The sequence below is a fragment of the Sphingobacterium sp. JB170 genome (assembly GCF_900163865.1).
Lineage (GTDB): Bacteria > Bacteroidota > Bacteroidia > Sphingobacteriales > Sphingobacteriaceae > Sphingobacterium.
Map to the genome: position 1 here is coordinate 96,098 of NZ_FUKU01000071.1, position 23,235 is coordinate 119,332.

14 protein-coding genes and 1 riboswitch are annotated in these 23,235 nt (G+C 41.9%); of the genes, 7 read left to right on the plus strand and 7 right to left on the minus strand.

What is annotated here, in order from left to right; genetic code table 11:
* Window positions 1–4: 4 nt before the first annotated feature.
* Window positions 5–1,579: a SusD/RagB family nutrient-binding outer membrane lipoprotein gene (locus FM107_RS18565; protein ID WP_086949975.1), complete on the plus strand. Its 1,575-nt coding sequence runs from the start codon at window positions 5–7 to the stop codon at window positions 1,577–1,579.
* Window positions 1,580–2,459: 880 nt separating this feature from the next.
* On the opposite strand, the gene FM107_RS18570 is transcribed toward FM107_RS18565, so the two are convergent.
* Complete coding sequence (locus tag FM107_RS18570) at window positions 2,460–3,521, minus strand: Mrp/NBP35 family ATP-binding protein (RefSeq protein ID WP_086949976.1); 1,062 nt, start codon at window positions 3,519–3,521, stop codon at window positions 2,460–2,462.
* 255 nt (window positions 3,522–3,776) lie between these two features.
* Here FM107_RS18570 and FM107_RS18575 point away from each other — a divergent pair, with 255 nt between their 5' ends.
* Window positions 3,777–5,858: a transglycosylase domain-containing protein gene (locus tag FM107_RS18575; RefSeq protein ID WP_086949977.1), complete on the plus strand. Its 2,082-nt coding sequence runs from the start codon at window positions 3,777–3,779 to the stop codon at window positions 5,856–5,858.
* The gene (gene hpt, locus FM107_RS18580) at window positions 5,858–6,397 is read left to right on the plus strand and encodes a hypoxanthine phosphoribosyltransferase (RefSeq protein ID WP_086949978.1); all 540 of its coding nucleotides are present in this window, start codon (window positions 5,858–5,860) and stop codon (window positions 6,395–6,397) included. The genes FM107_RS18575 and hpt overlap by 1 nt, the downstream gene beginning before the upstream one ends.
* A gap of 1,098 nt (window positions 6,398–7,495) precedes the next feature.
* Here hpt and FM107_RS18590 read toward each other — a convergent pair.
* Both FM107_RS18590 and FM107_RS18595 read right to left on the minus strand, forming a co-directional pair.
* Window positions 7,496–10,417 carry a PD-(D/E)XK nuclease family protein gene (locus tag FM107_RS18590; protein WP_086949980.1) on the minus strand — a complete coding sequence of 974 codons (2,922 nt, stop codon included), beginning with the start codon at window positions 10,415–10,417 and terminating at the stop codon, window positions 7,496–7,498.
* A 15-nt stretch (window positions 10,418–10,432) separates the two neighbouring features.
* Window positions 10,433–13,825 (minus strand): exodeoxyribonuclease V subunit beta, encoded by a 3,393-nt coding sequence (locus FM107_RS18595; RefSeq protein WP_086949981.1) that lies wholly within the window; start codon window positions 13,823–13,825, stop codon window positions 10,433–10,435.
* A gap of 492 nt (window positions 13,826–14,317) precedes the next feature.
* Between FM107_RS18595 and FM107_RS18600 the strand changes: the two genes are divergently transcribed.
* From FM107_RS18600 to metF, 3 genes are all read left to right on the plus strand, one after another.
* Entirely contained in the window at window positions 14,318–14,860 is a 543-nt protein-coding gene (locus FM107_RS18600; protein WP_086949982.1) for a 30S ribosomal protein S16, read from the plus strand.
* A 69-nt stretch (window positions 14,861–14,929) separates the two neighbouring features.
* The gene (gene rimM / locus FM107_RS18605; RefSeq protein WP_086949983.1) at window positions 14,930–15,457 is read left to right on the plus strand and encodes a ribosome maturation factor RimM; all 528 of its coding nucleotides are present in this window, start codon (window positions 14,930–14,932) and stop codon (window positions 15,455–15,457) included.
* Between the two features lie 108 nt (window positions 15,458–15,565).
* Window positions 15,566–15,669, plus strand: a riboswitch (SAM riboswitch).
* A 52-nt stretch (window positions 15,670–15,721) separates the two neighbouring features.
* Window positions 15,722–16,678, plus strand: a complete 957-nt coding sequence (metF, locus tag FM107_RS18610) for a methylenetetrahydrofolate reductase [NAD(P)H] (RefSeq protein WP_086949984.1) — start codon at window positions 15,722–15,724, stop codon at window positions 16,676–16,678.
* A gap of 77 nt (window positions 16,679–16,755) precedes the next feature.
* Here the strand turns inward: metF and FM107_RS18615 are convergent, their stop codons facing one another.
* From FM107_RS18615 to FM107_RS18630, 4 genes are all read right to left on the minus strand, one after another.
* On the minus strand, window positions 16,756–18,426 hold the full coding sequence (locus tag FM107_RS18615) for a glutamine--tRNA ligase/YqeY domain fusion protein (RefSeq protein ID WP_086949985.1): 1,671 nt from the start codon (window positions 18,424–18,426) through the stop codon (window positions 16,756–16,758).
* A 278-nt stretch (window positions 18,427–18,704) separates the two neighbouring features.
* Window positions 18,705–19,352: a carbonic anhydrase gene (locus FM107_RS18620; protein WP_086949986.1), complete on the minus strand. Its 648-nt coding sequence runs from the start codon at window positions 19,350–19,352 to the stop codon at window positions 18,705–18,707.
* Between the two features lie 52 nt (window positions 19,353–19,404).
* Window positions 19,405–20,958: a SulP family inorganic anion transporter gene (locus FM107_RS18625; protein WP_086949987.1), complete on the minus strand. Its 1,554-nt coding sequence runs from the start codon at window positions 20,956–20,958 to the stop codon at window positions 19,405–19,407.
* A gap of 110 nt (window positions 20,959–21,068) precedes the next feature.
* Entirely contained in the window at window positions 21,069–21,404 is a 336-nt protein-coding gene (locus FM107_RS18630) for a hypothetical protein (protein ID WP_256959632.1), read from the minus strand.
* Window positions 21,405–21,556: 152 nt separating this feature from the next.
* On the opposite strand from FM107_RS18630, the gene FM107_RS18635 reads away from it, so the two are divergent.
* Window positions 21,557–23,107, plus strand: a complete 1,551-nt coding sequence (locus tag FM107_RS18635; RefSeq protein WP_086949988.1) for a helicase HerA-like domain-containing protein — start codon at window positions 21,557–21,559, stop codon at window positions 23,105–23,107.
* The last annotated feature ends 128 nt before the right edge of the window (window positions 23,108–23,235 follow it).

Sequence of the window (23,235 nt, forward strand, 5' to 3'; positions counted from 1 at the left end):
TAAAATGAGATTCAAAAATAATTTATATAAACTTTTAGCATTAGGTCTGCTTGTCACACCTATTGCATTTTCATCTTGTTCAGAAGATAGAATGGATGAAATCAATGTGAACCCTGATAATCCGACCGATGTTGAAGCTAAGTTTTTGTTAGCTGATGTTATCACTGGTACTGCTGTTACCAGCGTTGGGGGGGATCTTAATACTTACCTTTCGACGTATGTAGAACATGAAGTTGGGACTCATAACCAACTTTGGAATGCGGAACATCGTGATGGCGAACCACAGAACGCGACTACTTTTAATAACAGCTGGGTGGGTATCTACCAAGTGATTAGAAATGCGCGCATTGTCGTACAGAAAACGTCGGAGGGAGGTCCGCAAGAGGGGAATTATTCGACTCTAGGCGTCGGACAGATTCTGTTAGCCTATAATTTAGCGCTATTGACAGATATGTACGGAGATGTTCCCTATTCGGAAGCGTTTAATCCATTTGAAAACAAAACGCCGAACTTAGATAAACAGTCGGCACTTTATACTGAAGTATTTGCGCTCCTAGATGCAGCAATTGCTAACATACCCAAAGGAGATACCCACGCTACTGGCGGCTACGGAAGTCATGACTTTTTATTTAAGGGTTCAAATGCAAAATGGCTTAAGTTTGCTTACGGGTTGAAGGCTAGGTATACAATGCACTTATTAAACACCTCTGCGAATAAAACACAGACTTTAGAGGATGTTATCGAATTTGCCGACAAGTCATTCGCGAATGCGTCGGAAGAAGCTGCCTTTAACGTTTACGACGAACAAAATTTGAATCCGTTATTCGATTTCCAATGGTCCCGAGATGGCTTAGCTGCGAGTAAAAGTATCGCTGATAAAATGATCGAACGGAATGACCCACGTCGTAGTCGCAATTTTACTGATCCAGATTGGAATCAAGTAGCAGATTTATCGACTGGTAATGATTCATACAGCTTATTGGCGCCTAACGGCGAAAACGAACAAGTTCAATATACTTATTTAACTTCGACGTTCGTGTTTTCTCAAACAGCTTCAACTCAGCTGTTAAGTTTTCATGAGGTGCAGTTTTTAAAAGCTGAGGCGATGCAAAGGTTAGGTAGATCGACATCTTCTATTGAACCGGTGTTAAAATTAGCCATCGAAGCTGCTATTGTTAATGCGGAGAAATCAATTGCTGCGGCGTTCGCAGCACCTACATTAGCTCAGTATGGTGGGGTTACCGAAAAGAGCGACGCAATAACTGCAGAAAAGATTGATGCATATTTTCAGCAAGAAGTTAAGCCGTTGTTTCTGGCTAGTCCGTTAAAGGAGATAGCTGTTCAAAAATATCTTGGTGCTTTTGGTGCATCTGGAGAGTCTACCGAAACGTTTAATGACATCCGTAGATGGAAAGCCTTAGGCGAGAATCTAATAGAGTTAGAAAATCCAAATAAGTTTCCTTTGAGATTACCATATGGTAGCTCTGAGACAACAACTAATCCTAATATTGAATCTGCATACGGCAACGGAGATTACGTCTATTCTGAAAATGTCTGGTGGGCCGGTGGAACACGATAGATGACTCTGTGACTTTTTGCACTCAAAAAGGTGGACAAAGTAAATATAATTATTCAAGTGATGAGCTCGGTGTTTTACCGGGCTCATTTCTTTTAAATCGCGTGTTAGAAAATCAGAAAATTCTTTCCATAAATCCCAACGTTAGAAATGTGCTTTATGGTCCTGGTAAATCGTATTGATAACCTACGAATTTTCGATTATTCGTAGCCAATGTATACGAGGATTGTTGAATCAGATACCATTATTTTAAAGAGTTCTGTCGTCCGCGGTATTATTTCGGTCGGTACGAGCGATGTGATATAGATTTAGGCGAGACCTTCGGTCAAGATGTCTTTGTAAACTTTTTTTCAAAATCGAATGTCCTTTTCTCTTCAAATGTTAGATTTGAGGTCCTATCGCTAGGGGTTGATAGAATTTGGCGCTAATTATTGAAAGCGAAAGTGCTATTTTAAATTTTGGGGTAAGGCGTGTTTTCAAGCGATAGCTAAATCAGAAATAACGCAATATTTTGTTTAAACTGAGCACCTAACACCCGTTCATAAAACGATTTGGTCGCCCAGCGGATAAGCTGTGTTTTTTACATGTCCTTCTTTCCCAAACATAACGACAGAGACCCGAGCGAGAATTTAGATACAATAAAATCGAGAAACGTTGGATACCTAATTCTTTGGGAATTACTCTTATTCTTTACTTGTTGCTTTTGCCTATCTCGTTTCTTGTGGGTTTAAAAATTTAATAGATTGTCGATTTGTTCTTCCAAAGTTATCTGTATTAGTGTAATGTAGGCATTGACGCAAGGTACAGCTAAGGGAACTCCCATCTATTTTTTTACGATTCGTTTTAGTTTATTGCGTGGGCTCTTTTTAATACAATCCGAATCTTATTTATTGTTACTAACGATACTAAGTTCCTGCGCAACACGTCCTGCGATTTCTCTATATGCCAATGCGACGGGCTCATCAGCGTCTAATAATATAGGGAAACCGTTATCTCCTGCATCCGCGACAGCCTTTACCAACGGCACTTCACCTAAAAATGGAACGTTATTACTTTCAGATAATCTTTTCCCGCCGTCTTTACCAAAGATATAGTATTTGTTGTTTGGTAATTCGGCTGGCGTGAAATACGACATGTTTTCTATGATACCTAAGATCGGGACATTGATTCCTTCCATTTTGTACATCGCCATCCCTTTGATTGCGTCAGCTAAAGCAACTTGTTGTGGCGTTGTGACGATGACCGCTCCAGCGATCGGATAGGATTGCGAAACAGTAATATGGATGTCGCCTGTTCCGGGAGGCATATCAACAATAAGGTAGTCCAGATCGCCCCAGTTCGCATCTCCGAAGAGTTGTTTAATGGCAGACGTAGCCATTGGGCCACGCCATGGTATTGGTTGATTGGGATCTGTAAAGAAGCCGATCGAGAGTAGCTTCAGCCCAAATTTCTCTATTGGTAAAATTTTGGTTTTACCATCCGGCGTTTGCATCGACTCGGGACGCGTTCCTTCTAAACCAAACATAATTGGTAGTGAAGGGCCATAAATATCTGCATCGAGCAGCCCAGTTTTTGCACCCGTTTCGGCTAATGCGAGCGCTAAATTTGACGCTATAGTAGATTTACCGACGCCACCTTTACCCGAAGAGACAAGGATTATATTTTTGATGCCCTCAAGCTGTGCAGAATCACTGGCTATTACGCGTGAAGTCATGTTGATTTCAACTTCTACTTCTTTGCTCACAAATAATGTTATCGCATTACGGCAGGCATGTTCAATATGTCCTTTCAAAGGACAAGCGGGAGTCGTTAATATAACGTCGAACTTAATTTTTCCTGGTAATATTTCTATATTTTGGATCATGTTCAGGGTTACCAAATCTTTCTTAAGATCTGGTTCTTCGACATGTCCCAATGCGTGTAATATTTGCTCCTTCGTAATCATGCTAAAAATTGTGATATCACAAATGTAAACAATGGTTTAAAAGAATATGTCATATTGATGTTGATAAAGACTGCAAAAACGAAAGAAAGGTCCACGAGACGTCAATGTCGAAATGGCGAGCCGACGCAACGCGTGGGTAGCGACTCGATTTGTGGTTCAGATTTTCGCTCAGGCAATAGGGGGGACAAACACGCGATGGAAATTATAACCGTCTATTTGAAAAAATTATTCTATTTTTAAACCAAAGTTTAGTTAATGAACATAATTGAAAAACTACCTTCACTAACACTGAAGCAACGTAAGATAGCTATCTGGACCGCTGGTGGGATCCTTGCAGTCATGCTTGTTGGGTTAATTGTTACGCTTTCTGTGCGAGTGAAGATGCTGGATTCCGCTGTACAAAAAGTAAAATCTACTTTACAAGACCAGTATGATATCGATTTTCAAACAAGTGAATATGGCTTTAGTGGGTTGACGACGGTGGCGTTTAAAGACATACTTTTGCTTCCCAGTGATCGAGATACGCTGGCCAGAATAGAAAAAATGTCAGTTTCGGTGCGACTTTGGCCTTTGCTTTTTGGAGATGTAAAACTAGGGCGGCTGGAGCTCGTGAATTCCAAGGTAACTTTCGTGAAAAAAGATAGCCTGAGCAATTATGATTTCCTTTTTAGTAAGGAAAAGGATGTGGCAAAATCGACGAATGAAGAAGGTCCCACAAATTATGCAGCACTGATTGACGGAGTTATAAAACAGGTGTTTTTTAAGATTCCTCGTGATATGGAGCTTACTAATTTTGAAGCTTCCTATCAGGATGATAGCGTGTTCCAAAAAATTCGGTTACCGGTGGCCAGTGTCGATGGTGGAGATTTTCAAGTCGAATTGTATTTGAACAACCATGATGCACAATGGAACTTTGCGGGGTTTGTCAACCCCGATAAACAGCAGTTACAGGTAGAAATCTCTTCGGAAAAGAAAAATGTTGAATTACCGTTGTTACGCAGGAAGCTCGGTCTAGGGATCAGTTTCGATAAAATAATGTTTGACCTCAAAAGTGTAAATAGAGTTTCTGCCGATTCGTTGACACTTGCAGGGAGTTGGAGTTTTGATAACTTATCCATCAATCACCATCGCCTTTCTCAAGAAAATATTGTATTGCCTGAGGCCACTGCGGAAGGGATGATTAATATCGGAAGTAACGCCCTTGAAGTAGATCCAAAAAGTACCATTCGGGTGAAGGAGTTCGTTTTTCAACCTTACATAAAGTATATTCCCAAGCCCGATAAGGAAATAGAATTATCGATACATACGGGGCAATTTAAAGCACAGGATTTTTTCGATGCTATTCCGGCTGGACTGTTTGAATCTGTGGAAGGTATCAAAGTGCAAGGTGAAATTGACTATGACTTAGATTTTAACGTCAATTTAAAACATCCGGATTCACTGTTATTTAGCTCTAAAGTCGATGACCAAGGATTAAAGATTGTTAAATGGGGGAAAGCCGATATAAGTATATTGAACACGCCGTTTACCTATCGCGCCTATGAGGATACCGTTTTGATGCGCGAGATTATTCTTGGACCAGATAATCCGAACTTTACACCGCTGGCGTCCATCGCGCCGATTCTTCGTAAAACCGTGCTTAATACTGAAGATCCGTATTTTTACGAACACAATGGATTTGAGGAGGAAGCATTTAAATTATCGATAATAACGAATATCAATGAGAAAGCGTTCAAACGTGGTGCCAGTACGGTATCTATGCAGTTTGTAAAAAACGTATTTTTGAACCGTAACAAAACAATGATGCGTAAGTTCGAGGAGATTCTTTTAGTTTGGTTGATGGAGTCTTCGAATCAAGTGTCAAAAGATCGGTTGTTTGAAATTTATTTGAATGTGATTGAATGGGGGAAAGATGTGTACGGGATTAAAGAAGCGTCCGCATACTATTTTGGTAAGCTTCCTTCTGAACTAAACTTGGGGGAAAGTTTATACCTATCGAGTATCGTTCCAAGGCCCAAAACTGGCCTAGCATCCTTTGATTATACTGGGCATTTGAAACCGTGGGTACAACGGCATTTTAATACCTATGGAAGTATTATGAATCGGCGCGGCCAATTGACCGATGAGTCGGTCCCCGGTAATTATGGTTTCTACCAGGTCGTACTGGAGCCTAACCTCAGACCTGCAAGACCCAAAGGTGTCGTGGATACTGGTTTTGTTGAACGCGACCCGCAGCATGAGGCGATGATGCGAGAAATGGAACGAGATGAAATAAGGCGTAGAAATCTTCTTGAGCGGCTTTTTGGCAAAGACAGTGTAAGTAACGAAGCACAATAATGACAAATATCACAATAGATAAACTAGAGTTTGAGCCTTTTATCGACTACAGTCAAATTAAGAAGCGTATTCGATTGATGGGGATCGATATGAGTGTGAAATACGCTGATAAAAACCCCGTATTTATAGGCGTGCTTAACGGATGTTTTATGTTTATGGCGGACTTGATGAAGCAAATTCCTATCCCATGTGAACTCTCGTTCGTAAAACTCGCATCGTACTATGGAACCCAACAAGAGCAGATAAAGGAGCTATTAGGCGTGGGGATGGACCTCACTGGTCGAGACGTAATTGTTGTCGAAGATATTATTGATTCAGGGAATTCATTACGCTATACAATAGATGCGTTAGAGCGGCTTCATGTAAATAGTATCGCCGTTTGTACGCTGCTCATGAAACCACTTTGTCTCAAGCATAATTTCGATAATATCATGTACGTTGGCTTTGAGATCGAGAACGAGTTTGTTGTGGGGTACGGACTCGATTATAATGGACAATGTAGGAACTTGCCCGACATTTATAAAAACGTAGGTGAATAAATGATCATTGAATAGTTTTACCTACGCCAGACAGAAAACCTCCTTCGTCTTATCTCGGAATTTGCTCGGTTAGTAAGGGTGTTTGGTAATTCGAATAGATTTGCTCGTTTGTAAGCATCGTTATACCAATTTGCCGTCTGATCCCATAATTCTATTTTCCGATTTGGACAAGGTTGACCGCTCCCAGCTAGTCGAATGTATGTTGCATTTCCTTGTAAACTTCTCCACACGTGAACAGCGATATGTTCCCCCTATACCTTTATGTTACGTTAGGGTTAAATATGTGTCGGGGTTACCTAGATAGTGATTCTTTATTAATAGATTATTCGTTTGAAGAGAACTAATCGAATGCCGATTCATTTGAGATAAATCAAGCAAGCACCAATATGGTGGAATACAAGCCAGGTATTCTTGGTAATGCTCTAGTTTTTTCAACCGAGCAGAGTACATTTGAACCTGTTATACCAGCGATTGGCGGCAATTATACGGTGAGCTTTTGAATCAAGCCTGATGCGAATTCGTCTGAGGAACTATTCAAATCACAAGGGACGGTAATAACCGCAACAGCCAGTCAGATCGCTTACAAGCGTGATGGTTCCCGTTATCAGGGAGGAGGGTTATTCCCTGTCGCATAATGGTCCTTTGTCACCATTACGGCAAACGAACAAGGTATGCAGTTCTATCGCGAGGTCAGTTGTTTAAAGACATCAGTCCCGAGGAAATAACACTCTCATATAATGATCGAGGGGGCAAAGAGATTAAATATACGAAAGTGAAAACTTTGCAGTTTCCTTTACAGTGGATATCTCTGGGAGCAGGTCAGCTTGAAAGCTTTAAAGTGTATAGTACAAAGATGAGCGCGCAACAAGTCGCCCGCGCCTATCAAAGCCAAAAACAACCCTAAGCGGGAGTGGCGTAGAACATGATAACGACTAAAAGATCGTCTCAAATCTACCTGAAGACGGTCTTTTCGATTAATGTCTGTTCTAGCTCGTGCGCTGTTGGCGCTGCGCGCTAAAATATAGATCACATTCCTTGTAGGCGCTAGATAATACCGAACAACATAAAATGCCCGGCGCCGTTAAGTCCCCTAAAAAATTAATCATCGTCTCGCTCAGCAAGCGCATTGCGGTAAAATAGGGTGTATGGATCTGATGGATATATCTTACTTTGCGCATTATGCTTGAACGGGATGGAAGGGTCGAAAAGTTCTTCCAGTGTTTCACGTAGGAAAGAGAGAAAACGTTCCTTGGTAATTGCTAACGCTTCTTTCTCGAGGGCCTCGTTTTTAGAATGGAACAACGTACCCTCCTCTCGCATTTTACGTGAAACATAAAGGTGTGGTTCTAAATCGTGTTTTCCAGTGCTAGTCTCGAGTACATTGGCATAGAATAACGTTTGTACCAGAGCTTTATTTGAGGTGTTCGGTGCGAAAACTTTGTCCAGGTTATCAAAAAAGACGCTGTCTCCACCAGTTTTATAATCGACAATACGTGTTTTTTGATCGCCTGAATGCGTGATGACAATATCGACGCGGTCGATGATCCCAAGAAGGTTTACTGTTGCTGGTTTACCAAGCACGTGAATGGGGAACTCAATCGTGTAATTGCTTTCCAATTCTACAATCTTAAATTTTTTATAATTATCGATGTCATACTGGATAAACATATTCACATATTCGGAGGCTATTTTGTGCATAATACGTTGTAAACTGCTCATCACTGCGCCGTCCCCTTCATTTTGATAGATTTCGTTTATTTCATGAATCACTAGCTCATCGGTCTTGTGCAGGCAAGAAGACAAGCTTTGCGTGTCAATAAACCCGTCAAGATCTTTGAAGGGCGATAGAATTTTTTCCATCACATTGTGGATGACAGTCCCCAACTTGTTCATCTCGAACTCTTGGCTAATTGTTGGAGGTTCCTTTATTTTAGCTACATATTTAAAAAAGAACTGCAAAGGGGAATGCAAATAGGTGGTAAGTGCCGAAGCCGAAATTCTCTCACCCTGCTGCAAGAATGATTGTTGTAATTGCTGCCAGATAGCTCCTTGTTTGGGAATGGTTAATTCCTCATTCTTTTGTGGGAACTGTATGGGTTGCTGCTGATGGTGGGTAACAAATTGAAAATTACTTTCAAACTCAAGTTGCTTGACAAAGCGGCTCTCTTCGCCTGTACTATTCTCGTCGATAAGACTGTTATAGAATATATGAATATCCGTACTAAACTGAAAATGGCGGTAGAACAGATAGGCCGAAAGGGCGTCTTGGTTTTCTATGATCGGCAGGCCATAGGCCTGCCGCAGGCTCGTCGGCAGGAAGGATGGTGTATTACTAGTTTTAGGTAACACCCCTTCGTTCGTACCCAGGATAAATACATGGTCAAAATTTAAACATCTACTTTCTAATAGCCCCATAATCTGCACGCCATCTAAGGGGTCTCCTTCGATAGCGGCACTAACCGGTGCAATTGCTTTACGGATAAGCCCTATTTGAAACGGGATTGACGTTGTCCTCACGCGGTCCAACCCTAATTGGAGTTGGTTGAGTACTTTTTTGGTTTCCACTAGGAGGTTACTGTCGATTTGACTCGCATGATCTTTCAGTGCCATCGCATCGAGCAGATAATTTATCAGCAAGATCATCTCCGATATAAGTTCGCTGGACTCTTGCAAGGGGCGGAAGAACCGGGGCACTGCACTACGCTCTATTTGGATTTCAATTAACGGAATCTCAAATTGCTGTTTTTCAGCGATGCTTTGTAGTTGCGTCATGCGTTCGGTAGACGGTATCTGCGTCATGGGATGGTTCAAAAACCTTTCGAGCTGCTGGAAGGTGATTTTCTTTCGCCGTAAATGTGATATGTCTGCTTGTATTTCAAGCCATAGGTCTAGAAGACCGTAGATTGGTGACTGGTTCAACGGGTAACCGGTCGTGATATTAACTTTAAGGTCCGGGAGACTCTGAAGTAGGGGTACTAACAAGCTTTCGTCAGCAAGGAGGATCGCGGTGGTCTTCGCTGGTGTTGTTTCGCCAATGGTTTCCTGTACTCCGCTGCTCTGTATCGGTATTTTCGATTCGATTCCGACTAACTTTTCATACAAAAGTTTTGTTTGACTGTTTTTTCCTGAGGCAGCGTATAGATGAACCGGTACGTTGCGGTTTGCGATCACGTTTGCTGGATCACCGAGCGCATTAATTAGCTCATGCTGATTAATATTCTGTCTTATAAAACGTCCTGCCTCCTGCTGATTGTCGTATAGATAGTAAGCGTCCGCATCAAAATAAAATAATGCACGATTTTCCTGCTGCCAGCGTTGAAAAAGTTGCGTCTCTGCCTTATTCAATGCATTAAAGCCCACAAACAAGATCTTGTTGTACTTGTCGACGAAGGCTGGCTTAGCCGCCTTGTTTTCTGCTAAATCACGATATAGTGCGGGAAAGGTGAATTGTTTTTGCTCAGCTATCTTTGCTTTAAAAGTACGATATAACGCGGGTAATCGTCTCCATAGACGTAGAAACCTTTCTTGAACTGCATTATGTCCTTCAGCGCTGAAAGACTGCCAGAATTGGCGTATGAATCCTTTCTGTTCATGCGTGAGGTGTTCGAAAGCGATGTCTATTTTAGTACTGTCGTATAATTCGGCATAGATTTCTTCAATCCGTACTAGTTCATAGTCGAGTTGTCCGAAATCCGCGAGAATAATTTCCGCAATGGGGTAGAATTCTTCGAACGTTTCCCCTTCAAGCCCTTCTGCGCTAAGCATCTGGTTATGTAGGTCGTAAAGGTAGAAGAATTGCGTCAGTGGGGAGGCTTCTAGTGCGTTGGTTGACTGTTTAAAAAAATCTTGTATTGTATAAAACTGTGGTGACCATAAGGCCTGTTGATAAATATCGGCTAAATGTTTTTTTAAATAGGTGATCGGTCTTTTATTATTAAAGATGATAGCTACCTGGGACAGGTCGTTTCCGAAACGCGTTTTGATGTCTTCGGCGACAAGCTTCAAAAAAGGTGTGTTCATGTACTGCTTTATTAATTATTTAACTTCAACTAGCTGATTGATCTTGGCGTAATATAAATAGCCTTTGATATTCATGTAGCCTAACTTTTCTAACGCTGCCTTATATTTGTCAATCTGATGTTGATGATCGCTGTAATCGCCCTTGGTAAACTTGAAGTCTAGAACGATCGTTTCGTGCGCGTTGGAAAACACTTTGTCGGGTCGTATCGTTTTACCATCTTCAAGAATGATGTCTGCCTCGTGCCATATTTTATAGTTCCCGTTGAGCCACTTACTAATTTCGGGTTGTTCCCATATCTGCTCGATTTCCCGCTGCAGGAAAGGTCGGTCGGCGGGATTTAACACACCAAGTTCAATATATTCGTCTATCAGTTGGGCAACTTGATCGAGACTTGTGATCTGTGCCATAATCTCATGGGCGAAAATGCCGTGTTGGGCGGCTTGATCAAGCATGAGGATACTATTGACATTCCCGCGAACTACTTTTTCAAATTCCTGCTGCAGGATTGCCGATTGTGGGTATTGTGACAAGAAAATTGTTTCATGACGTACGAGCCTCTTGTTATCAGTCGCCGCTTGCTGCTCAGTTTTTGTGTTTTCATTTTTGTCCTGCAAATCACGCTGTGTGGGGTGATCAATTAAGAGAATGTTATCATCCAGATCGAAGGGCGATTCAGGAGCCGTGAGTACATGACGAAGGATATCGCTAATGTACTGCGTTGGGGAACCAGACTTTTGCGTGTTAGCAAAAGAAGGGGCTAGGATAAAGAGGTGTTTCTTTGCGCGTGTCGCTGCGACATAAAACGTGTTTAGTGCATCCATATAATTAAAAAGCATCTCTTCATAGTATTGCCGGTAGAACGTCGATTTGCCAATACTCGAGGTATATTTAATTGGAATTTTTCCAAGCACCGCAAATGGCGTGTTTTGGGTGTTGATCCAGAAGTCGCCGTTAGCCATACCGTCGAGGTCCCAGGAACAGAAGGGGATCATCACAACATCATAAGCCAGACCTTTTGATTTATGTATCGTAATCACTTCAACGGCATCGACCTTTCCGTTGGCGGGTAGGCTGGCGCGCTCCCCATCTTCCTCCCAGTACTCTATAAACTGCGTAATTCCCCGATCACCGCTGGCGGCAAATCCGCTAATGATATCCTTAAAGGCGAGAAGGTAGGGCAGGTGTGGGGAGCCCTCGACACCGAGCTCATATATTTCGATAAGCTTCTCGACCAGATATACCAAAGGGAGTTGTTGTAACAGCGCCCATTGGTTGATAAGCTCTTCGGGTAATATTGCCCTTAGGTCGGTAATGTCGTTACTCGCGAAATTTAACCACTGTTCATGATCAAAGGCTTTTTTATTTTTGAAAAGCTGGTAGAGGTAAGCCATCTTCGCACTAAATAGGATATGCGTGGGTGTATTGTATACAAGCGCCTTTAGCGTTTCGACAAGAAGCGCGATGCCGTCATTACTTGCTAAAGTAAGCGCATCGCCAGAGATAACTTCGAAATCTAGTTTTTCGCCGTGATTCAAGTTATATTCGTTCTTGTGGGCCATCAGCTTTTCGATTACTGCTCGTGCTTCGCGATTGCTTCGTACGAGAATTCCAATTTGCTTCGGATTATATCGCCCCGAAAGTATCCAGCCGGTAATCTTTTCACTCAGTATGTCCAAAGACTCTTCCTGAACTTTATTTCGTCGATGGGCATTCGACGTGACAGGGACAAAACGAATTTCAACGGACCCTTTTTCTTTTTTTATTTTATGCGGTGGGACTTGTTGTTTACTATCCTGGTAAGCTTTTATTAACAACTGTGAATTTCCGGACGTATCCCACCAGTTTACTCCTGGTCCGTCCAGGCCCTCACGAACTTTGTCCGCAAGCACATTTTGTAACAGGCGCGGTAGATGTTCAAAGATGTAGTTGTTTAGTTCGATAATTTCTGGCGCACTACGGTAGTTTGTCTCGAGTGTTCCATTTTCAATAAATTGGCCGCGATCGGTCGGTTGAAGGTGAAACACTTCACCTATTTGTTCTTCAATTTGCTGCAATAAGATCCGCCAATCGCCATTTCGCCAACGGTAGATGCTTTGTTTGACATCGCCGACAATAAGATGTTCATTTATTTTTTGTTTAGCATTTCCAAGGGCATTGATTAGCAGTGGGCTATAGTTTTTCCATTGAATGCGCGAGGTGTCTTGAAATTCATCGAATAAGAAATAGTTATAACGGTTACCTATCTTTTCCCAAATAAAAGTAGGGTCGCTGTTTTTGTCAAGACCGATTTTATTTAATAACAACTGCGAGTCGGAAATCAACTGTGCTCCATTTTCCTGGCGCCAAACGCGAAGTAATCCACTCATCTCTTTAAGGAGTCGTAAATAGTAGAGATTACTTTGTACGGCACGGTAAGAAATATAGTCTGGGTATAGACGGTATAGGTCACTTATTTTCTCAATAATTGGCGTGAGTGCGACTTTTAAATCGTTTCGTTCCGCTGCGTCACCTCGGCTGTAAGCAGCCTGGTCGTCGAGAATGTTTGTGAAGCGTTGAATTAGTTTTTCTACCTCTAAAAGTGAAAGCTTATTTAAGTTGCCACTGACCTTGCTTGCGATGACAATTTTATTTTTCGATTTCCCTGTCATTTCCTGCTGATCCAAGTTGTATTCTTTGCAGGTCTGCTGGAAAAGTTTTATTAATTCGGCAAGCGCCGAGAGAAAACTGTTCGTTTTTTCCTGGGTTTGCTCATTAAGCAGCATAAATACCTGATGTGCATCCGCTGTTGTCAGGTGCATATCAAACTCTTGAAAATTTTCGGTGAATATCAGTCCAGCCAAACTGATGAGCTGCTGTCGGTAGTTCCAGTTCTCATTGTTCGCTATTTTTTGTTCTGCATACGCGATAATCCAATTTAGCAGTTCAGGTTTCTCGTCCAGTAGTTGATTTAGCCGTATCGTGAGATCCTGTTTCACCTTGTTGATGTTCATCTCGATCTTATAAGCTGCATCGAGCTTCAATTCATAGGTGAAACTTCGGATGACTTTCTGCGAGAATCCGTCGATGGTACTTATGGTAAATCGGCTATAGTCGTGAATGATCTTTCGATAGATGCGGTGTGCATTTTGCTGCAATGAAGGCGCATCCCAGCCCGGGTTGTTCTGCAATAAGAGCACTCGAAAGTCATTGGTGCTCGGGGAGTCGTCCCCTGTAGCGAGTCCTTTTAAACTGTTCAGTACGCGTTCTTTCATCTCGGCTGTCGCTTTGTTGGTGAATGTGACAGCAAGAATTTCGCGATAGCTATTTTCATTATACAACAGTAAGGTGATATAATGAAGCGTCAGGCTGAACGTTTTCCCCGAACCTGCAGACGCCTTTAGTATTTTTAGTGGAGCAATCGTATCCATGTGCGAAATGAATTAAAAATATTGATTCTTTGTTAAGAAACTCGTGAATATTTTTTCTTGGAGAGCAGTTTTCCTAGTGGTTAATCATGGAGGTGCTAGAGCTCGTTAATTTCCCTCCGTATGGAACTCCTGTTCGCTTTGATTAATGGATGCTAGGTTAAGTGCGTATCAAAAATGACGCTCACGTAGTTTCTCAAATATACGGAATTATCAAAACAAAATTCAGAAGCTGGAACCGTGGAGCAAAACATCGCGGGCAGAAACGCGCGTTTCAAAATATATAAATTGATCACAGACCACTTAGAATAGCCGCTAAGACAACATAGATACGAAAAGCTGCTTCTTGAGAAGGTCTCTAGAGCGTTGGTCCATATATCTTTGCATCGTCCACTGTCGTTATTTTATTGGTTCTTACAATTTTTTATTTGTATCTTTGCGTCCCCTCTTGCACGAAGTACGGGGGATATGTTGAATACATAATACAAATAAAACATGGCAACTAAAATCAGATTGCAAAGACAAGGTAAAAAAGGAAAACCTTTTTACCATGTAGTAGTAGCAGATGCACGTGCTCCACGTGATGGAAAATTCATTGAGCGTTTAGGTTCTTACAACCCAAACACGAACCCAGCGACAATCGTTTTGGATTTTGAGAAAGCATTGGACTGGATGATCAAAGGTGCACAGCCTACTGACACAGCGCGTACTATCCTTTCGGATAAAGGTGTACTTTACAAAAAACACTTATTAGGCGGTGTGAAAAAAGGTGCTTTCGACGAAGCAAGAGCTGAAGAGTTATTCGCTGGATGGACGGAATCGAAAAGTGCTAAAGTGGAAGGTGCAAAAACTGGTTTAGCGCAGTCTAAGGAAGAAGCAAAAAAATCTGCTCTTGCTGCTGAAGCTAAAAAGAAAGAAGAAAGAGCTGCTGCAATTGCCGCTAAAAATGCGCCGGTTGCAGAAGAAGTTCCAACTGAAGACGAAGCTCCAGAAGCAACTGACACTGACGCTGCTGCATCAGAAGAAACTGAAGGATAATTACTATTCATACAGATTCAAGAAAGCCGAACCTATTAGCGTTTCGGCTTTTTTAATTTTTAATGAACGATGAAATTAGAAGAAGCTTTTTATATCGGTTATATCACTCGCACGCGTGGGCTAAAGGGTGAAATGCAACTGTTTTTTGAATTTGAAGATTATTTAGATCTCCAATTGGATGTACTTTTCTTAGAAATGAACAAGAAACTAGTGCCTTATTTTATAGATGCCGTAAAACTACATAACAATAGTACAGCCTATATATCTTTTGAAGATGTGGACCATATCGATAAAGCACAACCACTGCTTAAAAAGAAAGTCTATCTTCCGCTGGAGAAAATGCCGGTACGTGACCCCGATGATTTTCGGTATTCAGATTTAATTGGATATATAGTGGTCGATCAGACCGAAGGTGAACTCGGAGAGATTACCAACGTGCAGGAGCTGCCACAACAGTTTATAGCAACAGTAAATGTTGATGGCAAAGAACTTATGTTTCCACTTTCGGATGACCTTATAATAGGTGTCGATGCCGACGAGCACGTGATCGAAGTAAAACTTCCGGACGGATTAGTCGCATTATACCGCGAAGGATAATGTTCAATAAATACGCGCGATAATATTTCCAATCCAATAACTCCAAGGAATACCTAGGTATTTGTTTTTTAATTTTGACATGTTGCTTCTATTACCGATATTAGCAACCGCTTATAGAGAAAGGTAGAGGGAGTAGACCCTGTGAAACCTTAGCAACCTGACGCGCGTCAAGGTGCTACATTCTACTCACACTAAGGTGAGAATGATAAGTGAAGGAACAACAGCTATTGTGCGTTTTCTCTAAGCCTAAAATATCCAGTAAAAATGAAGATAGTAGATCACATTAAAGATGCGAACGGCAAGACATTGTTTTCGTTTGAATTATTGCCACCAGCAAAAGGCCAAGGAATTCAAAGTATTTTTCAAACAATGGACGCATTAATGGAATTCAAGCCCCCGTTCATTGATGTAACCTACCATCGGGAAGATTATATGTATAAGCAGCATGACAGCGGTCTTTTGGAGCGCATAGCCTATAGAAAGCGACCGGGGACTGTAGCCATTTGTGCTGCAATTATGAATAAATATAAAGTTGATGCGGTTCCACATCTAATATGTGGCGGATTCACAAAAGAAGAAACTGAGAACGCGCTGATTGATTTAAATTTTCTCGGAATTGATAATGTCTTGGTTCTTCGCGGCGATGCCCGTAAAGGAGATAGCGACTTTATTCCCTCAACTGGAGGGCATGCCTATGCGACAGATCTGCTGCGGCAGGTGCACGAAATGAATCAGGGGAAATATTTGCATGAAGAGAATGTTATTTCTGAAAAAACAGACTTTTGTATCGGTGTGGCGGGTTACCCAGAGAAACATTTTGAATCGCCAAACTTCAATACAGATTTCAAGTGGTTGAAAAAGAAGGTCGACATGGGAGCAGAATTTATCGTTACCCAGATGTTCTTCAATGTAGAGAAGTATAAAGAGTTCGTCACCAAGTGCCGAGATAACGGAATTCACGTGCCAATTATTCCAGGCTTGAAGCCACTGACGACAAAGAAGCAATTGATTAGTTTGCCGAAAATATTCCACTTAGATATCCCCGAATCACTGAGCGAGGCAGTAGACGAATGTAAAACGAATGCTGACGTACGAAAAGTAGGCGAAGATTGGCTTGTGGAGCAGTGTAAAGAATTGATCAAGTTTGGCGCACCAGTATTGCATTTCTATACGATGAGTAATCCTGGGCCAACGAAGAAAATTGTTGAACGCTTAGCATAAAGTGGACGATCTAATACATAAAGCCGGCTCTAATACTATTTTAGAGCCGGCTTTATTACGATATTAATTTCGAGTAATTAACCTTTATTGACTGTTTTTGCCCAAGAGTCTCTCAGCGTAACGGTCCGATTGAAAATTAATTTGTCGCTACTTGATTTACTATCTAAGCAGAAATAACCGAGCCTAATAAATTGATAGCCCGTCTCTGGCTGTGCGCTCGCTAAATCAGGTTCAATATACGCTGTTTCAATTGTTTTTAAACTTTCTGGGTTGATTGATGACTTGAAATCTTCTGCTGCTGCCGGGTTCTCGTCATTAAACAATCGGTCATAAAGCTTAATTGTAGCTTCTTTAGCATGTGCACAGGACACCCAATGTATTGTCCCTTTCACCTTGATGCCGGATGTGTCTTCGCCGGATTTCGAATCGGGGAAATATTCACAGTGGATCTCCGTGACTTTGCCCGTAGCGTCTTTTATAAAATCGTGGCACTTAACGATGTAAGCATGTTTCAATCGTACGGCGAGCCCAGGCCCCAAACGGAAGAATTTTTTTGGAGCTTCTTCCATAAAATCATCGCGCTCGATCCACAGCTCCCTGCTAAATGGAATAGTACGGGTGCCTCCACCGTTTTCCTCTTCCGGATTATTCTCGCCTTCAAGCTGTTCAACTTGTCCTTCTGGATAGTTGGTGATTATTAATTTAACCGGATCAAGTACTGCCATGCGGCGTAAAGCAGTTTTATTCAGGTCCTCGCGGATGCAGAATTCCAACAAGCTCACGTCGATCATGTTTTCACGCTTTTGAACACCAATTTTGTCGCAAAATGTGCGGATCGAAGATGGCGTGTAACCACGACGCCGGAGGCCAGAAATTGTTGGCATGCGCGGATCATTCCAACTTTCAACAAATCCTTCGTTTACAAGTTGTAAGAGTTTACGTTTACTCATGACCGTGTAAGTCATGTTCAGGCGGGCAAACTCATATTGTTTGGATGGGAATATTTCTAGTTTCTCAATACACCAATCGTATAACGGGCGGTGTGGAATAAATTCAAGCGTGCAAATAGAATGTGTAATATTCTCGATGGAATCGGATTGTCCATGCGCAAAATCATACATGGGATAGATGCACCACTTATCAGCAGTACGGTGATGGTGAGCATGTTTGATCCGGTATAATAGAGGATCCCTAAGGTGCATATTCGGATTTGCTAGATCAATCTTTGCGCGGAGTACTTTCTCGCCATCTTTATATTTACCCGCACGCATCTCTCTGAAAAGCGTAAGGTTTTCCTCGACACTGCGGCTACGATGAGGTGTCGGTGTACCGGGCGTTGTTGGCGTTCCTTTGGCCGCGGCGATCTCCTCAGCTGTGCTGTCATCAACATATGCGAGTTCTTTGCTGATAAGATCCTCCGCAAAGTTATATAGGGTGTCGAAATAATCCGAAGTGTAGCATTCTTCAGCCCATTTGAAACCAAGCCACTGTATATCTTGCTTGATGCTATCAACGTACTCGGTGTCTTCTGTCGCGGGGTTGGTATCATCAAAACGAAGGTTGGTCTTTCCGTTAAACCGCTCGCCTAAACCGAAATTTAGACAAATAGATTTTGCATGACCAATATGGAGATAACCATTAGGTTCCGGAGGGAAACGTGTGAGCACCCGGCCATCATGTTTCCCTGCAAGAAGATCTTCTTCGATGATCTCTTCGATAAAATTCAGTGGTTTTTCTTCATTTAACATCTTACAAAGGTAATTATTTATGGGTGATATATAACCAGCGCGTGCTAAAATTAATAATGTATGTGCGCTGTCAACGAATTTACATAAAGGAGGGCTTTAGTGAAAGATGCGAGGGTAATTTTATGTTTGCAGATAAACCGCGAGAACGTTATCAAAACACTATTTTTGCTGTTGGTTAGGCAATCGTAATTACGGATAAAAAACAAAATCTCCAACAATTTGTTGGAGATTTGTCCTAAAGTTTGACGCTTATCGAGAACGTCTATCAATTGTAATTCCTATTTAAAAGCAAACACTTTACCTAAAGATTCGTTATTGGTAAATGTGTTATTTAAGTCAATTAATTTACCAGATCCAATATCGATAACCATACCATGAACTGCTAGTGGTTGGCCGGATTTCCAAGTGTTTTGTACGATAGAGGTGGTACACAGATTGAATACTTGTTCTTTTACATTTAACTCAACCAACCGGCTGTTTTTTTCTTCCTGGTTTTCAATAGCGTCTATTTCATCCGCATACAACCGGTAGACGTCTTTGATATGGCATAACCAGTTGTCAATAATCCCGAATTGGTTACGGCTTAATGCAGCAGCAACGCCACCGCAACCGTAATGTCCCGCAACGACGATATGTTTTACTTTTAATACAGATACCGCATAATCGAGAACCGATAGCATACTCATGTCAGAATGCACACACATGTTTGCAATATTACGGTGAACGAAAACCTCTCCGGGCTTTGTGCCGGTTAGCTCATTGGCAGGTACGCGGCTATCTGCACACCCGATCCATAGAATTTCAGGGCTCTGGCCCTTCGCCAACTGTTGGAAACGGCCCGTTTTGTCCTCTTTGACAAATTTCACCCAGCTTTTGTTGCCCTCAATGATCTGTTGGAGGCCTAATTCTAGTTCTTTATTTTCCATTTCTTGTATATGTAAGAAGACCCGTTAATTAAAATTGGGTCAATTTAGTTTATTATTTTTCTGTTGTCAACTTATTTTTGTAACTAATTGAATCCAGTTGTATATCAATACCCTTGCTAATGGCGTTCAATTCAAAATCTTTTAATACCTCGATAACGTCTTTATCAATGAATTTACTTTGTCGCCCATTAATGTGGATCGCGCTTGCATTTTTGGGGATACTGTATAATTTTTGTTGGATGGGAACTTTATTGAGGAATGAAACTTCTTCTGCTAAAGTCATAATATACGTGTTCTCTCCCTGATTGTCTTGAATCTCTAGTTTAAAAGCATTTTGCATATTTGCGCGTATGATATAGAAAATGGCTACAACAATACCGACGCCCACGCCCATTAATAGATCCGTAAAGACAATTGCGAGCACGGTAATGACGAAAGGGATGAATTGATCTAAGCCCTTACGCAGCATTTTTTTAAATAGCGCCGGGTTGGCTAGTTTATATCCCGTGTGAAGAAGAATGGCCGCTAGACTCGCTAAAGGAATCAAATTTATAACCTGTGGAATTGCGATCAAGGCCAGCAGTAACCAGACGGCATGTAGCATGGCTGATTGGCGCGTTCGTCCTCCTGCCTGTAAATTCGCTGAGGAGCGGACGATTACCGAAGTAAGCGGGAGGCCGCCAAGGAATCCACTGGTCATGTTTCCAACACCCTGCGCAAGAAGCTCGCGATTGGTTGGCGTATTTCGTTTCAAGGGGTCTAACTTATCGATAGCTTCAATGCTGAGCAACGTTTCTAAACTAGCAATTATGGCGATCGTAAAAGCTATAATCCATACTTCACGATTAAGAATTTGCGTAAAATCGGGGAAAATGAATAATTCTGTGAACCCCTGAAAAGAGCTTACTATTGGGATTGATACGTAGTGATTTGGTAAAAGTTGCGTGCCTGTTCCGCTGAGCAGCGCACTAATGGCGATACCAATGGCCACAACCATCAGAGGGGCAGGTATTTTGTTAAGGCCTTTTATTTTTGGCCAATAGATCAATATAGCCAGCGAGAGCAGGCAAATTACGGCGACACCCCAATTGATGCTCTCCATAATCGTGTTGCTAAACGCGGCAATCCCCCCGCCATTATCAAATTCAAAAGCGTTGTTTTCAGTCATACCGAAAGCCAGCGGAATCTGTTTTAAGATGATGGTTATACCGATTGCAGCAAGCATCCCAAGGATAACCGCTGAGGGGAAGTAGTTGCCGATCATTCCCGCTTTGATTATACCCAGAATTAACTGAATAACACCCGCTATCACGACGGCAAGCAAAAATGTTTCGTAAGCACCGAGCTTTTCAATGGCCCCAAGAACGATGACTGTCAAGCCCGCTGCGGGGCCACTTACGCTTAGTGGTGATTTACTGATTGAAGAGACAACAAGTCCTCCGACAATTCCGGTTATAATTCCGGCAAATAATGGCGCTCCAGAGGCCATAGCAATTCCCAGACAAAGTGGTAGTGCAACAAGAAACACTACAACACTAGCCGGGAAGTCATATTTTAAGTCCCTTTTCGAAAGTTTCAGAAAAGCGGACATACGAGTTCCTAACATAATAATGTTTAACTAATTTGTTCTCTAATAGAAATGAATAAGTACATATATAAATACCCTTGTCACATGCGAGAGCATGCCCATAGACTTATATACGTTCTGGCTGAGAATTAGCCGTTAGGAGGCGGTGTGGGGACTGTTGGATGAAAGGCCGCAATGAGACGTTCATTTTTTAGATAATGCCGCTGTTCTCCAAGATTTTCAATAGCCGGACCGAAAGCGAAAAATTCTGTGTTATTTGCGCCGAAAAATTTAGTTCCGCCTTCATGTAGATCTTCCGAGGGGTAATTACCTTTGGCGGTGTTTTCTATCTCCAGTTGTAATACTACCTGCAGAATGGTACCTTGGTCGAGGATATTGACAAACATAGGTGTTGCTGAAATCACCATCTTTATAAAAAAGACGGCGAAGCATATTTTTGCACCTAATATTTGTGTAATCTTCACGAATTCGCGTTTTAATTTTGTTGCATTCAAAAATACACATTTTTCTTTGGTTTTTTTGAAAGAAAAGTGTGAATTAATGTTATTTTTTTATTAATTGTTTTCGAATAGCTATATTTATTTACATAAATAATATTTTTTTTGATAAATGACCTATGAGTATTAAAACGGAAGATTTTGTTCATAAAATAAAGGCATCCTACAGCCCAAAGAGTGCTTCTATTTATTTCGGCGCAGGTATTTTAGAGGGACAAATTGTCACCGACGCGAAGGTTAATCTTGCACTGAAGATGATGAATCGACATGGGCTGATAGCAGGGGCAACTGGAACAGGTAAAACAAGGACACTGCAGCTCATGTCAGAACAACTGTCCGAGGCCGGTGTTCCTGTGTTTATGCTCGATGTAAAGGGGGATCTTTCGGGACTAGCGCAACCGGGGGGCACTAATGATGCCCTGGTCGAAAGGGGGAATGCGGTAGGGATTCCTTTCCAACCGGCTAGTTTTCCTTTAGAGTTTTTCTCTTTAAGCGGTAAGCTTGGGGTCGATATGCGCATAACCGTCGAGGATTTCGGTCCCATTCTCTTGTCTCGTATTCTTGACCTTAACGAAACGCAAACAGGCGTACTTGCAGCAGTTTTCAAATATGCTGAGGATCAACAATGGGCATTAGTTGATTTAAATGATTTGAAAAAGTTGCTTTCATACTTGGCCGATGGGCCTGGAGCGGAGCAGATAAAGGCCGATTACGGGAAAATAAGCACCGCGACCTCAGGAACAATACTTCGAAAAATTGTCTCCGTGGAGCAGCAGGGCGTCGGACATATTTTTGGCGAGAAGGAGTTCGAAATCGACGACCTATTTTCAAAAGTGGACGGTAAAGGGGTGATTTCCTTATTAAATATTTCCGATATCCAGGATCAACCGCTTCTGTTCTCGACGTTTCTGTTAAGTTTACTAGCCCAGCTGTTTAAACATTTGCCGGAAGTGGGTGACCTGGATCAACCCAAACTCGTGTTCTTTTTTGATGAAGCGCACTTACTTTTTGATGGCGCATCGAAAGCTTTTTTGTCACAAGTCGAACAGATTGTGCGCCTTATCCGTTCGAAAGGGGTAGGGGTATTCTTTTGTTCACAAGCAGCAACTGATATTCCGGAATCCGTTTTGGGCCAGCTTGGAAATCGGATACAACATGCTTTGCGCGCATTCACTCCAAATGATGCCGACAACCTTCGAAAAACCGTAAAAACATATCCTCATACTGAGTTTTATGAAATCGATAAGATTTTGACATCGTTAGGAACCGGTCAAGCGTTAATTACGGTATTAAATGATAAGGGAATTCCAACGGAAGTGGTAGCCACCCACTTGGTTCCCGCACGAGCGGTGATGGGGCCTTGTGAAGCATCACTGTATAATGATATTATCCAAAAGTCCGTGTATTTCGAGAAGTATAAACAGCGTATAGAACGGGAAAGCGCTGCAGAGATTGTGGAAGCGAAGATGATGGAGTTCGAGAATAAAGTAGCAGAAGAGCAAAGTAAGAAGCGAGAGGTTAAAGCACAAACTTCCAGCCGTGCGAGCCGGCGACAAACTCCGCTGGAAGCTGCTCAAAATCAAGCTTCACGGACGCTCGCACGTGAAGGAGTAAAGCTTCTGGGTAAAGTAGCAAACGGTATCATTAATATGCTATTTAAGAAAAAGTGATTTGCCTTGTCGTTTAATGTTTGAAGTGGCTCTCGTAAATTCCGGGTGTCTTTAATGAAAGTTCGATTTTTTAATAAGGGCGCCTTATGTTTGGTTATTTTCATGCGCCTAGATTTCCGTGCAGTACG